Below are 15,124 nucleotides of genomic sequence, written 5' to 3'. Positions count from 1 at the left end.
CTCGTTCCTTTCTACTCAGTAAATTTCATTTCTGACATATCATGGAACCAGAATGGATACATTTTTTGACCTTCCAAATTTTTATCCATTGCCCAAATGAGTTGATAGTCGGCAATATAGACTGCTGCCGCCTCTTCATTCAAAATCTCTTGTGCGCGCTTGTACAATTCAATTTGTTTATCCGGATCCGTTTCTAACAATACGTCTTTCATCACTTTATCAAATTCTTCATTTTTGAAATTGAAGAAGTTCTCTGCGGCGTTCGTCGAAATATAATCATTCAATATTTCATAGGCGGATGCTCGTCCTGTCAGGTCGATGGCAGTAATTTCATATTCCCTGCCCTTATACACACGATCCAGCCAAATTCCCCATTCCACAACTTCAATCTCTGCGTCAATTCCAATTTCACGTAAGTTCTCTACCGCTACTTGTGCAAGATCGGCATACATCGTGTTGTGGGAAGAGACAGTAATCTTTGTTTTGAATCCATCAGGATAGCCCGCTTCCGCCAACAATGATTTCGCTTTTTCAATATCCTGATCATACACATCCTGCAGACCATCGCGGTAATATTCACCCATCGCCGGACTCATATTGGAACCTAGCTTCGTTGCATAGCCCGAGTAGACAGTGTCAATAATATCTTGTCTGCTGACAGCATAATTAATTGCCTGTCTGACTTTCACATTATTGAACGGTTCTTTTGCTTCGTTAAAAGTGATCACTAAGGATGAGTTATTATCTTGGTAATTCAATTTAAAATCATTTTCAACTTCCGGAATCCGGTTCGCCTTTACGCCTGTTAAATCCAGTTCCCCTGCCTGCATAGCCAGCAAAGCTGACTGGTCATCCGGCTGGAATACAAATTCCACCTGATTTAAATAAGGTAGGTTCTCTTTCCAATATTGGTCATGCTTTTCAAGCACGAGGCTTGCCCCTGGGTTATAACTCACAAACTTAAATGGACCTGTGCCAATTGGATGTTCATTGTGCTCGCCATCATTGCTTTTCGGAATAATGGCCGCATGCAAAGGTGTTAGAGAGTATAAGAAATTTGAATTCGCTTCCTTTAATGTGAAGACAACGGTTTTATCATCAGGCATTTCCAAAGACTCCACTTGGTCGAACTCCGATGAATACTGCTTGCCGTCCGTTGCTCCCATCAACCTGTCAAATGTATACTTAATGTCATCAATTGTGACTGGATCCCCATTATGGAATATCACGTCATCTCTCAATGTAAATGTATACGTCAAACCATCATCTGAAACATCAAATTTTTCGGCAATAACGGGTTCAATTGTACCGTCAGTTGTCGAAGCGACTAAGCCTTCAAACATATTCAGAATCATTTGGAAGGAAATCGAAGCCGTTGCCAAATGTGGATCTAAAAAGTCGGGATCATCATTCATCCTAACTTTCAACTCATTCGAATCGTTTCCTGCACTGCTGCCCCCTCCGTCGCCGGAACAAGCACTCAGTACTAACATACATGCCATTATGACTAGAAACATCTTTATATAATAATGTGATTTCCCCATCCTAGAACCCCCTTTTTATGATTGCGCATTCATACTTTTGTAAGACGGGATGCCTGCCACTGCATCCGCTTCTTTTATTGCTGCGATAATCGCTTCTTCCATCACTTTTGCAGCGATATTCCCGATTAAATCGACGTTGTATTTTTTTCCCTTTGTAGCAAGTGTAAAAATTGTATCTCCATCTAACATCGTATGGGCTGGATATGTCGTTCGGGCCAACGCATTTTGTGTGATTTGCGCAATTTTCTTTGCTTCCGCTTTCGTCAGTTCCGCATTGACTGCCACTAATCCAATTGTCGTATTAGCCCCAGCCATACTATTGTTGTCCATACCTTTCTCTAAATAGAGTAAACTATCTCGAAACTCACCTGTTTTGGGATCAATCATCCCCGCAAGGATCTCCCGATTATCAGGGTCTCTTATATCACCAACCGCATTGACAGCGACTAATGCTCCAACAACAAGTCCGTTATCCAAGCTGACAGAAGCGCTTCCAAGTCCTCCTTTCATACACGAGTCGTTCCCTGCCATCTTGCCGACTGTCGCTCCGCAGCCAGCACCTATATTGCCAAACGGAAACTCACCTTTTTTCGCTCTACTCGCAGCCGTATAACCCATTTCTTTGTCTGGACGCACTTTTGGATCACCAATAGCTAAGTCAAACAGCACAGCCCCAGGAACGATTGGCACTCTGGCTACCCCCACATCCAACCCAATCCCTTTCTCTTCTAAAAAATGCATAACCCCTGTTGCAGATTCCAGTCCATAAGCACTTCCGCCCGACAGGCAGATGGCATGAACCTGATCCACCAAGTTCACGGGATCGAGCAAATCTGTTTCTCTTGTGCCTGGTGCAGAGCCCCGTACATCAACTCCACAGACAGCTCCTTCTTCTGCCAAAATGACGGTGCATCCCGTCAAGGCCTCAAGATTTTCTACGTTTCCAACTTGAATGCCCGGCACGTCCGTTATGTTTCCATTCAACATATACACCCACCTCAACTGCCAATCATGGCATGATCTTTGTTCTCCTTCGGGCTAACCGTTTTTTCATCATATAGATGACACGCGACATATTGCCCCTCTTTTTGCAGTACCAATTCCGGTTGGTCTATGGCACACCGATCGAACGCTTTCGGACACCTCGTGTGAAACGGACAGCCTGCAGGTGGATTAGATGGGCTTGGCGGCTCTCCTTTCAAGTGAATCTTTTCTCTTTTACGATCAAAATTCGTGACTGGGATTGCCGATAACAGAGCTTGCGTATATGGGTGCAGCGGGACACTATAAATATCTGCCTTACTACCAATCTCCACTAGTTTTCCTAAATACATCACGCCGACACGATCGCAAATATGCTTGACGACACTTAAGTCGTGCGAGATAAATAAATACGTCAGCTGAAACTCTTCTTGCAAATCTTGCATTAAATTAAGTACTTGCGATTGAACAGAAACATCAAGCGCCGAGACAGGTTCATCTGCGATGATGAACTTCGGATTCGTCGCAAGTGCACGGGCGATGCCTATCCGTTGCCTTTGCCCGCCAGAAAACTCATGAGGGAATTTTGTTAGCGTTTCAACAGGCAATCCTACTTTTTCAAGCAAATTGATAACTTTCTCTTTTCGCTGTGCCTTGTTAAGATTCGTGCTTACTTTCAAAGGCTCTGCAATGATTTCTCCAATCCGCATTCTAGGATTTAATGAAGCAAATGGATCTTGGAAAATCATTTGCATATCTTTGCGAAAGTCCCCAATCTGGCCTGATGGAACTTTCTCAAAGTTCTTTCCTTCGAAAAGAATTTCACCATCTGTCGGCTCATACAATCTGACAATCGTCCTGCCGAGGGTTGATTTCCCTGAGCCCGATTCGCCGACAATTCCAAGCGTTTCCCCTTTATAAATATCGAATGTAATGCCATCGACAGCTTTTATTTGCTCTGCCTGTTTCAAAAAGCCTTGTTTTATCGGAAAGTATTTTTTTAGATCTTTTACTTCAAGCAATTTTTCTTCAGTTTGCATGCCGATCTCCTCCATTTTCTTCTTGAAGGAAGCATCTTACTTTATGTTTTGCATTGACAGGTAGTAGTTCAGGACTTTCAACACGGCATTTTTCCATCGTATATTTGCATCTATCAGCAAAACGGCAACCTTGTGGGAAGTTATGAGCAGGCGGAACGGAACCTGGAATCGCTTCCAGCCTTCTCAAATCCTCATCTAGATTTGGTATGCTTTTTAACAGCGCTTCTGTATACGGATGTTTTGTATGAAGAAAGAGCTCTTTCACTGGCGCTTCTTCCACGATTTGGCCGCCATACATGACAAGAACGCGGTCTGCCACTTCAGCCACAACACCCAAATCATGTGTTATGAGCAAAATGGAAGAACCGAACTTCTTCTTCATGTCCATCATCAAGTCCAATATTTGAGCCTGTATCGTCACATCGAGTGCGGTAGTCGGCTCATCGGCGATCAGCAACTTCGGGTTGCATGACATAGCTATCGCAATCATAACTCTCTGCCGCATCCCGCCTGAAAGTTGGTGGGGATATTCTTTGATAATTTTTTCCGCTCTGGCGAAACCGACTACTTTCAACAATTGAACAGCAGTCTTATAAGCTTCCGCCTTTTTTAACTTCCGATGTTTCATCAACGATTCAACTAGCTGGTTCCCAATTGTAAATACTGGATCCAAGGAAGTCATCGGTTCCTGAAAGATCATTCCGATTTCATTTCCACGCACTTTGCACATATCATTCTCGGATAACGCCAACAATTCTTTGCCTTCTAATTTAATCGAACCAGCTACAATTTTCCCCGGAGGGCTTGCGACCAGTCTCATAATTGACAAGGAAGTGATACTCTTTCCGCTGCCCGACTCGCCGACTAAAGCGAGTGTCTCGCCTTTTTGGATAGCGAAGCTGACATCATCAACTGCTTTCGCGACTTTTCCGTTTTTCAAAAAAAAGTGTGTTTTCAATCCCTCAACTTGCAGCAATACATTCTCTTCCGGCTTTTGGTAAGTTTCCTTTTTAACTAGTTCGCTATGCATCTACTCACCTCTTTTGCTGTTATAGGATGTCTTGGAATCATTGGCTGTTCAATTTGAAAACTGAATCGCTATATTCTTAATCTGCGTATAGTTTCTAAGCGCAACAAACCCTTTTTCGCGTCCTATACCACTTTTTTTATAGCCACCGAATGGCATTTGAATACCGCCAGCCGCCCCATAATTATTAATGAAAACTTGACCGGACTGCATTTTCGATGCAACATAGTGTGCCGTGTCAATATTTTGCGTCCAAATACCTGACACGAGGCCGTAGTCAGTTCCGTTTGCTAGCTGAATCGCTTCTTCAACTGTGGAAAAAGAAAAAACTGACAAGATTGGACCAAAAATTTCTTGTTGTGCAATCGCACTATCATGGCTCAATCCATCAATAATGGTTGGTTGAATATAGTAAGCGTTTTCATATCCTTCAACCGTGACAGCATTTCCACCCGCGATAATGGAACCGTCTTTCTTCGCTTCTTCAATCTTTTCCATGATTTGCTCATATTGTCTTTTGTTTAAAATTGGACCGATATCCGGATCACTATGTCCGGGACCGATTGATAATTCATTGAAGCGTTTCACCAGCTTCTTCAAAAACGCTTCTTTATAGCTTTCTTCAATTAATACTCTAGATCCTGCCGAGCATGTTTGGCCCGCGTTTTGAATAATTGCTTTCACTACACCTTCTATCGCTTTTTCTTCTGGCGCATCAGAAAATACGATATTCGGTGATTTTCCGCCTAACTCCAGTGTTGTAGACACCACATTTTTCGCTGCAGTACACATCACTTGAATGCCTGTGCTCACCGATCCTGTAAATGTCACATGCGAAATGCCAGGATGGCCTGAAAGAGCAGCCCCTACTGTACTTCCTAGTCCTGTAAGATGCTGAAATATCCCTTTTGGCAAGCCGCTTTCAGCAAACCATTCGGACAATGCATGTGCTGTCAGTGGGGTATCTTCTGCACTTTTAACGATTACGGCGTTGCCTGTTGCAATAGCCGCAGCTACACTTCTCGCCATGATTTGAATCGGGTAATTCCAAGGGATGATGTGCGCTGTCACACCGAGTGGTTCAAGGACGGTTACATTCAACAATCCATCTTCAATTGGGATTGTTTCCCCCATCACCTTATCGGCAGCGCCTCCATAAAATTCGAAGTATCTTGCGGCCGCTTCAATATCCCCAAGTGCTTGGGAAATCGGCTTGCCGACATCTTGACTTTCCATCTCAGCCCATTCTGTTTTATTTTCCCGTAAATGATTTGCTAGGCGGACTAACAGATGTCCACGTTCATAAGGCTTTACACTTCTCCATTCTTTACTGTCGAACGCAAGTTGTGCAGCCTTGACCGCTTCATCTACATGCTCTTCATGCCCATTGACAATCTCAGCAATCTTTTCTCCACTTGACGGGTTAAAGACTGCGAGCCATTCGTCATTCTGATCTCCGACCCATTTTCCATTGATTAACATCGGTAAACGTTTCATATACAATCTCCCTCCCGTGATGGGATCAGCTTTCAGATAGAGTGCTGGTGTTTAAAGATCTGGCAGTCACTCTATTAACCACTCTACCCAACTCTATGACTCTATTCGCCTATACTTACAGTCCTCTTCCTCCATCCACATGCAACGTCGCGCCTGTTACCATTCTCGCTTCATCGGACAGTAGATAGACAACCGAATGGGCAATATCATCAGGTTCAATGAGCTCCCCAAGAGGAACACTTTGTTTGAATAAGTTCTTCGTCTCTTCTTCAGCCGCATCCTGCTGGGCAAATTGTCCAAGCATTCCTGTATTCGATGGTCCTGGATGGATCGTGTTTGCACGAATGGAAAATGGTGCAAGTTCAATCGCCATGGCACGTGTGAAACTTTCAGCTGCACCTTTTGAAGCTATGTAAGCCTGTAATCCCGGTCTCGGTCTAACAGCTGACACAGACGAAATCGTAATAATCGATCCACTTTGTCTTTTCTTCATATACTTTGCGACTTCTTTAATTGTAATGAACAGACTTGTCGCATTAATATTCATCATCTTGTACCACATATCCAGCGAAACTTCTTCTATAGGTGTTTTGGACTGCGCAACACCAATGGCATTCACCAATCCGTCGATACGTCCATATTTTTCGTAAATCTCAGCGAATAGATCACTCACTTTTCCTTCTTCTAATATGTTTGCCGACTTGTAAGTCACCTGCCCGGCTGGCTTCTCGTCCGTATTTGAAGCAGAGAGGTCAATTCCAACGACAATTGCTTGTTTTTCCGCCAACCTTTTAACGATTGCCTTCCCCATGCCACCTGCAGCGCCGGTGACAATAATTACTTTATCTTTGAGGTTCATTTTTCCACTTCCTTTATCTAGTCAGTCGCTATGCTGTACATGTTTATAAGGACATCTGTGCGTTAATTTTTTCAATGATTGCATCGCCCATCTCTGTCGTTGACGCTGACCCGCCAATATCCTTTGTTCGTACTTCGCCGTCTAACAAGACGTGCTCGATAGCCAAAACAATTTTCTCGGCGAGGTCCGGTCTGCCAAGATGACTTAACATAAGAGCCGCTGACCAAATTTGAGCAATTGGATTTGCGATGCCTCTTCCTGCTATATCCGGTGCTGATCCATGCACAGGTTCGAACATAGAGGGATAGTCTTTTTCAGGATTAATATTTGCTGATGGCGACAATCCTAAACCGCCTACAAGACTTGAACCGAGATCGGATAAGATATCACCGAATAAGTTGGATGCTACAACGACTTCAAAGGACTGCGGCCGTTCTACAAAGTATGCGACAAGCGCATCGATATAGTTCGACTCCAACTGCAAGTCAGGGAACTCTTCAGCTAGCACCTGTTTGACGTGTTCATCCCAAAGCTTTAATGTATGAATTACCGCGTTCGACTTTGTGGCACTTGTCACTTTCTGTTTACCATGTGCTACGGCGTATTGAGCGGCTGCTCGTGTAATGTTTTCAATTCCTTTTCTTGTCATGATTGTATTTTGTACAGCCATTTCATCGGCTTGTCCTTCAAACATCCGTCCGCCGCTGTTTGAGTACTCACCCTCGGCGTTTTCCCTGAATATGACAAAGTCTATGTCCTTACCGTTCTTCAATGGGGAACCGATGCCTTTCAGTGATTTGACTGGCCTGAAGTTAACGTATTGCTTAAACTGCTTGCGAATCGGCATAATCAGTTCCCAAATTGTCACTTCATCTGGTACTCTCGCATCGCCGATTGCACCAAACAGAATAGCATCAAACTTCTTTAATTGGTCCAGCCCATCTTTCGGCATAATTTCACCGTGTTCTAAGTAGTAATCTGAACTCCATGGGAATTCTTCAAGCTGCAACTTAAAATCCGCATCATATTGTTGCAGTACCTCCATGACGCGTAGGGCTTCTGCCATTACTTCTTTTCCTATGCCATCTCCTGCAATAACGGCAATTTTGTATGTCGTCATAAGCGGTTCTCTCCTTATTCAGCCAAAAAACGCAAAGCTGCTTCTTTGTAAATGGCAGTCGTCTCCGCCAGTTCTTCAAGATCGATATACTCATCGATTTGGTGGGGTACATCTCGGTCTCCCGCTCCAATCGTGACAATCGGCACACCATGCATATGCAAGAATGTCCCATCCGTCGCACCCGGGACGCCATTGTAAATCGGCTCTTTTCCTGTAATCGCTTTCACTGCTTCGTAAGCAGCGACAACAACCGGATCCTCTTTAGGTGTTGACGTAGCAGGACGGTTATCCAACATTGTCAGTTCCACTTTGAAATCAGGATCAGCCTCTTTGAGCTTTTCAATAATGGCCTCTATTTTACCAACCAGCTCCTCATGATCCTGGCTTGGAACCGTTCGTATATCAAGCGTCGTCATACAATGATCCGGAATGACATTAATCTGCGCATCCCCTTTAACAGGCGCTTGCAGTATTGTAGGCGTAATAGATGGCCATTTCAAATATGGATCCTCACCCAGTCTTTCCTGCTCTTCCTTTTCGAGTTTTTCCAACTCAACTATTAAACGCGCCATTCGCCAGTTCGGATTGATGCCGCTCCATGAAATGGCACCATGCGCCATCTTCCCGTAGATATCCACTCGGATTCGCATAGCTCCTCTTTGGGCGATACAAACGTTGTTTTCTTCAGGCTCACAAATAATCGCCCCGTCTACATCATCCGCCCAGCCTTGCTTGATGAAATGTTTGATGCCAAGCATCATCCCTTCTTCATCGACCGGAATACACAAGATGATTTTTCCTGTGAAACTCTCTTTATCTTGCAAAATCGAATGAACGGCAGTGATCATACAAGCCAAATTCCCTTTCGTATCATTCGTTCCCCTGCCAAACATACGGCCATTCTCAACATGCGCACTGAACGGATTATATGTCCAAGCCTCCCGGTTCCCTTCTGTTACGACATCGGTATGCCCTTCAAACAGCAACGTCTTCCCAGGCTTACCCGAATCAACGACCCCAATGACATTCGGCCTGCCCGGAACGACTTCTTCAACATGCGTCTCAATCCCAATACTTCTCAAATAATCCGCGACATACATCGCAACTTTCGTCTCGTTGCCATCCGGTTCCCCTTCACGATACACACTCGGTATTTGAACAAGCTCCTTCGTCAATTGAATGACCGCTTCCCGATCCCGAACATACGATTTACTCTCAACTTTTTGATTCATTATAATCTTTTCCCCTCTTCCGCGGTAGTTTTAAAATTCGTTTTTATATGATGTGTTCAAATATTCCAACTTTATTGTAATTAATTTTGGCTTTTAATGGATTGGACACTATGTAAAACCCCATCGACCTATAATGGACACTTTGAACAAAGCTAGGTAAGTTACTGGTTTTTCGGGAATTATCGCGTGAGAATCACCTAATTTATGGGTGGTGAAATAACCACGTATTGGCAATTTAATAGCGTATTGCCGGACGGCAAAGTAAATCTGATTAAGTAATAGAAGCGGAAAGCACTCCATTACAAATCCTAAAAGTCAATCACTACTAAAATTCCAATAAACGACAGCCAAAAGTCCATACACGTCTGCAAGGCTCCAAAACTTGTCGCAGAAGTCCAAATTCCCTCCTAAAAGTCCATTACAGTTGAGCAAAAGTCCATAAAACCTAAAAAAGCCGATTACGCAATCTTCCTCTGCGCAACCGGCTTATCAATTGTGTGAGTGACACCAAATTTCATGTATGTATGTATGTATGTATGTATGTATGTATAAACGAGAGTTCTCGGTTTATTGAATTATATGGGTATCAGAAATTATAGGTAAAATCATAGTTAAATAAAGTTTTAGGTATTTTTAATTCTAATCGTGGTATATACTATATTAAGGATGATAATTTAAATTTATTTACTTAAGAGAGGTGATTTCTACCATGAAGACCCCATATTCGCTTCCATTGCTCCCGATTTCATTTTCACCTGAAACGGAACTAAGGCTCTACAAAAAAGTTGTGGATGCTCATTCGAAACTGGAAAGATTGAAAGAGAAACTAAGCTATTCTATGGTAAATAAATCTTTTCTCGAATTACTTACCTTATTTGAATCCGTCGAGTCTACACGGATTGAGGGTACCCAAGTTACTTTCAGTGATATGCTTGAAGATAAGTTATTGGAGAGTGAAGATTGGCAAAAGGTCGAGGTAAGGAATTATCAAGAAGCATTGCACGTCGGAATTGAAGAAATTCAGAACGGCTATCCTCTAAGCGAGAGATTAATTCGTCGACTTCATGGCATTCTAATGAAAGATGCAAGAGGTTCTGTAAGTGCCGCCGGTCACTATCGAAGAGACCAAAACTTCATTGGTCCCCCCAACAACCCAAAAGAGGCTTCATATATTCCTCCTGAACCCCAACTCATGGATGAATACATGAAAAACTTGGAACTATTTATGAATGGACACCCCTATAAGGATCAAAAGGATGATGGGTTGCATCCCCTTATAAAATGTGCCATCATCCATGGACAATTTGAGTCCATTCATCCATTCCTTGATGGAAACGGACGACTAGGAAGGATTTTGATTGTATTATATCTTTTGCAGACGAAGCTAATTGAATCTCCTTACTTTTTCCTAAGCGAGGAATTAGAAAAAGAAAAGTTTCGATACTATGCTCTGTTGAATGGCATTCGGGGGATTGGGAAGAAAAATCCTGATTGGGATAATTGGATTGTCTTTTTCTTAGATGCAACGATAAAAATGGCGGATCATCAATATGAAAAGCTAGATCAAGCTGAACAGTTATTCAAAGCTGGGATTCAAAACATATCAAGGAATTCAACAAAAACCGTATGGGCGGCGCTATTCCATTCTCCTATTACAAACGCATCTCAGATAGCTGATTTCACAAACTTATCTCCACAGACCGTCCGATCAGGATTCAGGGAGTTGGAGCAGCTTGGAATGCTATTTGGAGATGACCGTAAACGAAATCGAAAATATTATTTTTATGATCTGATACAAATCATTCAAAGTTAACCACAATATACTTTAGTAAAGCCCTCCAATATGGGGGGCTTTTGTGATGATTCTAGTGAAGAGTACCTTATCTGTTAGCGAAAAGTGTTCAAAACTATTTGATGGTTACACTGAGGTATAATTCTACTGTTGCCCGACAAAAATATGAAATGGTCATCGCTTATCGTTTCTCGATACGTTCATTGTCATTCGGTGGTAAGAAAGAACGCAGTAGTGATATATTTCTTTGTCCGTAGTCAATTATCTGCTATTAAATGATAATCAAACCATAGCTCCCTGTCTCACACTTACTGGCTGTGATATTCGCAATACTCTCCAGGCAATAACATAAATATCCTAACTTTATAATGTACCAAGCACTAAAACTTTATATAAAAGTCCATACTCGCCCGCAGAAGTCCATTCTCCCTCCTAAAAGTCCATAAAACTCAAAAAAGCCGATCACGCAATCTTCCCCTGCGCAACCGGCCCACCTGACATCACTTATTCATCTGCAACGCTTTCTCCACAACGACATCCAACTTCTTCCCTTGAATCTCCGTCATCTTCCGCGCATCTAATAATCGATCGAGCTCCGCCACTGTCAGCACTTCATAATGCAAACACAGATCGCGGATCGATGAGCCCGTAATGAATGCTTCACGCGCAATCATCGATGACTTCTCATAACCGATATACGGCATTAACGCAGTCAGTGTGCCAATACTACGGTCCACGTACTCCTGCATTTGTCCTTCATTCGCTGTAATGCCCGCTAAGCAATATTCACGGAATACATTGAAGCCGTTGTTCATAATCGTCAATGACTGAAGCAAGTTATACACAAGCACCGGTTCCATGACATTCAATTCAAACTGCCCTGCTTCAGATGCTAAACTGATTGTATGGTCATTACCTATTACTTGGAATGCAATTTGGTTAATGACTTCCGCCATGACTGGATTCACTTTCCCTGGCATAATGGACGATCCTGGTTGGCGCATCGGTAAATTGATTTCATTCAAGCCCGCGCGTGGACCAGATGCCATGAGACGAAGATCGTTCGCCATTTTGGACATATTAATCATCGAGATTTTCAACGAACTGGAAATCTCTGTATAGACATCCGTGTTCTGTGTGGAGTCAACAAGATGCTCCGCTGTACGGAGTGGCAATCCACTAATCGTACGCAATTGTTCCACGACATTTTCAATATAGTCAATGTTCGCATTCAAGCCTGTACCAACGGCCGTTGCGCCCATATTCACTTCAGAAAGATTTTCTCTCGTACGGGAAATACGCTTAATATCCCGTTCTACGACACGGCGATAAGCACCGAATTCCTGGCCTAACCGAATCGGAACCGCATCTTGTAAATGCGTTCGTCCCATTTTAATGATCAGATCGAATTGCTGCTCTTTCAAGCGAAGCTCTTCCGCCATCTTTTCCATCGTTTCAAGCAATTCATTAATAAGCGTATACACCGCAATCTTAATCGCCGTCGGGAATGCATCATTCGTTGACTGGGCCATATTCACATGATTATTCGGACTAATCGTCGCATAATCACCTTTCTCATAGCCCATCATTTCAAGCGCACGGTTCGCAATTACTTCGTTCGCATTCATATTAACAGACGTTCCCGCTCCACCTTGAATCGGGTCAACGATGAACTGATCATTCAACTTGCCGTCAATCACTTCTTGCGCAGCCGCCACAATCGCATGTCCAATCGGTGCCTGCAGTCCGTTCACTAACGTATTCGATAATGCCGCCGCCTTCTTCACAATCCCGATTCCGCGGATTACTTCAGGGTGAATATGCTCATTCGTGATCGGGAAATTCTCCGTCGCACGCAAAGTCTGAATCCCATAATACACATGACTCGGCACTTCTTTTTCCCCGATAAAATCTTTTTCGATTCGTCCAGCGTAGATGTCCATGAGGTCTAATCCTTCCATTCTTCAAGCAAATTTGGTCAATCTATAAATAGGTTATTTCACTAATTTAGTGCACAGTAACTCCCCGTCTAACATACCACTTTCAACAAGTGTTTACCATGACTTTTCCTCCTGATTTTTGACCAACAAACACTCGCTCACTCTCCTAAATAACGGCTGAAAAATGCGACGGTTTTCGTATGCATCGTAATATGATTACCAATTTTCTCTGTCTGATGCCCCTCATCCTCAAAGACAATCAGTTCAACTTCACGGTCTCTTTCTTGTAGATCGCGGACGAGTTGCTCCGCTTCACTGACAGGGACCCGCGTATCATTCCTGCCGTGAAAAACGAGAAGTGGAGCCGTAATCTTATGCGTCAAATTCATTGGCGCGATTTCTTCAAAGTAGTCACTGTGCGCTGCAAGTGATCCGTATTCAAATTCCCTCAAATAGCGTCGCCACTCACCTGTGTTCTGCAGGAATGTTCTGAGGTTAGACATGCCGACAATATCGACACCTGCCGCCCACAGCTCCGGATAATGCGTCAACGCAGCAAGGACCATGAAACCGCCATAACTGCGGCCCATAATACCAATTTTCGTTGAATCGACGTGATGAATTTTCGCTAGTTCTTCCGTAAGACTTGCCAAGTCCGCGACCGCATCGAGCCGTTTGTCCGCATCATCGAGCTGTAAATACTTCCTACCGTATCCGTTACTCCCACGAATATTCGGTGCGACGACCGTAAATCCTTTATGGACGAGGTATTGAAGCACTGGATTATAATCCGCTTTCGTTTGTCCTTCAGGACCACCGTGTACGTAAATGACGGCCGGCTTGTTGTCCGCTTCACCTTTTGAATAGATAAAATACGGCACTTCAAGCCCGTCAAATGACTTGTATGTATGCAGTTCCGGTTCAACCCAATAGTTCCCTACCGTTTCAGACGCACTGATGAATGTCAGGCGTTCCATCTTTTTCGACTGGATATCATATGTCCATATATCACCCGGTTGTGTCGGCGTCTTCAAACCGAACACCAATTTGTTGTCCGACAACCAAGATAACGAATCGATTACATGCTTTTCGACCGGATTTGCGAGTATATACGAATCCGTTTCGGGGTAATAAATTCCTAGCTTCGATACACCGCCCGTATTCACACAAAACGCTAATGCTTGCCCGTTAGGTGACAAGCTCATTTCGTCGATATCCCACTGTTCCCAGTGACGCACCCTTGCCAGCGCATCCAGATGATCTAAGGAAAACTTCGCAATATATAAAGTGTCTTCATGATAATCCGTCAAGACATAGCCAGTTCGAGTTCCAGGTATGATCACCGGTGTTCCGAAACGCGCTCGAACCCCGTCCCGCATCAACCGTTTGGATTCTCCTCCATTGATTGTGACAATGTGAACTGTACTATCAATATTCGTTTCTTTCGTCATGACAAACAGCGATTCATTGTCAATCCATCCAACAGGCACACAGTTCGCATCATACGTAAACACTTGCTTCGTCTCGCCCGTTTCTACATGGATGATGAAGACGTCAAAAAATCCGGGATGCCGACGATTACTTGAATACGCTATCCATTTCCCATCCGGCGACCAACCCCCACAATGATGAAAATTCTCTGTAGATTCCACAAGCACTTGAGGTTCTCCACCTGTTGAATCGACAATATATAGTTGTTGCTTTTCGTTGCCTTCGTGATCGATGCCGATAACCGTTTTATTTCCGTCAGGCGAATGAAAGACGCTAAGTACGCGGTCATGCGTATGTAGCAATTGCACGGGCTCGTCTTTTTCATCTAGCGTCCATAGTTGCGGCATCCCCGTCAACTTCGTCAAAAACGTAAAAGCCCTTGTTGTCGGTATGGCGGCCGGTTCGTAAGCGGCATTCACTGTTAGGTAATCGATTAATTCGTCTTGTACATTCATACGTATTCCTCCTTTGGATTCAATAGACTTGTCTTTCATTCTAACAGTTATAACTTAAGGAGCAATTCAAATAATTAACCACTTTGTCTATCAGGTGGCTAAGTAGCTTACGAATAGGCTTCTTGACATATTAAAGTTTTTAAATT

General features: G+C 43.4%; 11 protein-coding genes. 1 reads left to right on the top strand and 10 read right to left on the bottom strand.

From position 1 onward, the window contains the following. Positions 1 to 11: 11 nt before the first annotated feature. The 8 genes from QWT69_RS03135 to QWT69_RS03100 form a co-directional block, all read right to left on the bottom strand. A complete protein-coding gene (locus QWT69_RS03135; protein WP_317968883.1) occupies positions 12 to 1,544 on the bottom strand; it encodes an ABC transporter substrate-binding protein in 1,533 nt (510 codons plus the stop codon). A 15-nt stretch (positions 1,545 to 1,559) separates the two neighbouring features. Continuing rightward, the gene (locus tag QWT69_RS03130; RefSeq protein ID WP_317968881.1) at positions 1,560 to 2,531 is read right to left on the bottom strand and encodes a P1 family peptidase; all 972 of its coding nucleotides are present in this window, start codon (positions 2,529 to 2,531) and stop codon (positions 1,560 to 1,562) included. Between the two features lie 11 nt (positions 2,532 to 2,542). Then, the gene (locus QWT69_RS03125; protein ID WP_317968879.1) at positions 2,543 to 3,565 is read right to left on the bottom strand and encodes an ABC transporter ATP-binding protein; all 1,023 of its coding nucleotides are present in this window, start codon (positions 3,563 to 3,565) and stop codon (positions 2,543 to 2,545) included. Continuing rightward, positions 3,555 to 4,595, bottom strand: coding sequence for an ABC transporter ATP-binding protein (locus QWT69_RS03120; protein WP_317968877.1), 1,041 nt, complete (start codon positions 4,593 to 4,595; stop codon positions 3,555 to 3,557). Before QWT69_RS03120 ends, QWT69_RS03125 begins: the two co-directional genes overlap by 11 nt. A gap of 48 nt (positions 4,596 to 4,643) precedes the next feature. Beyond that, the gene (locus QWT69_RS03115; RefSeq protein WP_317968875.1) at positions 4,644 to 6,089 is read right to left on the bottom strand and encodes an aldehyde dehydrogenase family protein; all 1,446 of its coding nucleotides are present in this window, start codon (positions 6,087 to 6,089) and stop codon (positions 4,644 to 4,646) included. 115 nt (positions 6,090 to 6,204) lie between these two features. Further along, positions 6,205 to 6,948 (bottom strand): SDR family NAD(P)-dependent oxidoreductase, encoded by a 744-nt coding sequence (locus QWT69_RS03110; RefSeq protein WP_317968873.1) that lies wholly within the window; start codon positions 6,946 to 6,948, stop codon positions 6,205 to 6,207. Between the two features lie 43 nt (positions 6,949 to 6,991). Further along, entirely contained in the window at positions 6,992 to 8,068 is a 1,077-nt protein-coding gene (locus tag QWT69_RS03105) for a tartrate dehydrogenase (protein WP_317968871.1), read from the bottom strand. A gap of 14 nt (positions 8,069 to 8,082) precedes the next feature. Continuing rightward, positions 8,083 to 9,300, bottom strand: coding sequence for a M20 family metallopeptidase (locus QWT69_RS03100; RefSeq protein ID WP_317968869.1), 1,218 nt, complete (start codon positions 9,298 to 9,300; stop codon positions 8,083 to 8,085). Between the two features lie 709 nt (positions 9,301 to 10,009). Between QWT69_RS03100 and QWT69_RS03095 the strand changes: the two genes are divergently transcribed. Next, positions 10,010 to 11,113 (top strand): Fic family protein, encoded by a 1,104-nt coding sequence (locus QWT69_RS03095; protein ID WP_317968867.1) that lies wholly within the window; start codon positions 10,010 to 10,012, stop codon positions 11,111 to 11,113. Positions 11,114 to 11,592: 479 nt separating this feature from the next. Here the strand turns inward: QWT69_RS03095 and aspA are convergent, their stop codons facing one another. Both aspA and QWT69_RS03085 read right to left on the bottom strand, forming a co-directional pair. Further along, complete coding sequence (gene aspA / locus QWT69_RS03090; RefSeq protein WP_431312311.1) at positions 11,593 to 13,035, bottom strand: aspartate ammonia-lyase; 1,443 nt, start codon at positions 13,033 to 13,035, stop codon at positions 11,593 to 11,595. Positions 13,036 to 13,190: 155 nt separating this feature from the next. Beyond that, on the bottom strand, positions 13,191 to 14,978 hold the full coding sequence (locus QWT69_RS03085; protein WP_317968863.1) for a S9 family peptidase: 1,788 nt from the start codon (positions 14,976 to 14,978) through the stop codon (positions 13,191 to 13,193). Positions 14,979 to 15,124: the final 146 nt, after the last annotated feature.

Source organism: Sporosarcina oncorhynchi (assembly GCF_033304615.1).
GTDB lineage: Bacteria > Bacillota > Bacilli > Bacillales_A > Planococcaceae > Sporosarcina > Sporosarcina oncorhynchi.
The sequence above is the reverse complement of the archived record's forward strand: the minus strand, read 5'-3'. Positions and strand labels throughout refer to the sequence as shown.

Bases quoted from the DNA above. Each gene is read 5' to 3' on its own strand.
- QWT69_RS03110 (WP_317968873.1), bottom strand. From the start codon at position 6,948: ATGAACCTCAAAGATAAAGTAATTATTGTCACCGGCGCTGCAGGTGGC.
- QWT69_RS03125 (WP_317968879.1), bottom strand. From the start codon at position 3,565: ATGCAAACTGAAGAAAAATTGCTTGAAGTAAAAGATCTAAAAAAATAC.
- QWT69_RS03095 (WP_317968867.1), top strand. From the start codon at position 10,010: ATGAAGACCCCATATTCGCTTCCATTGCTCCCGATTTCATTTTCACCT.
- QWT69_RS03130 (WP_317968881.1), bottom strand. From the start codon at position 2,531: ATGTTGAATGGAAACATAACGGACGTGCCGGGCATTCAAGTTGGAAAC.
- QWT69_RS03135 (WP_317968883.1), bottom strand. From the start codon at position 1,544: ATGGGGAAATCACATTATTATATAAAGATGTTTCTAGTCATAATGGCA.
- aspA (WP_431312311.1), bottom strand. From the start codon at position 13,035: ATGGACATCTACGCTGGACGAATCGAAAAAGATTTTATCGGGGAAAAA.
- QWT69_RS03120 (WP_317968877.1), bottom strand. From the start codon at position 4,595: ATGCATAGCGAACTAGTTAAAAAGGAAACTTACCAAAAGCCGGAAGAG.
- QWT69_RS03115 (WP_317968875.1), bottom strand. From the start codon at position 6,089: ATGAAACGTTTACCGATGTTAATCAATGGAAAATGGGTCGGAGATCAG.
- QWT69_RS03105 (WP_317968871.1), bottom strand. From the start codon at position 8,068: ATGACGACATACAAAATTGCCGTTATTGCAGGAGATGGCATAGGAAAA.
- QWT69_RS03085 (WP_317968863.1), bottom strand. From the start codon at position 14,978: ATGAATGTACAAGACGAATTAATCGATTACCTAACAGTGAATGCCGCT.
- QWT69_RS03100 (WP_317968869.1), bottom strand. From the start codon at position 9,300: ATGAATCAAAAAGTTGAGAGTAAATCGTATGTTCGGGATCGGGAAGCG.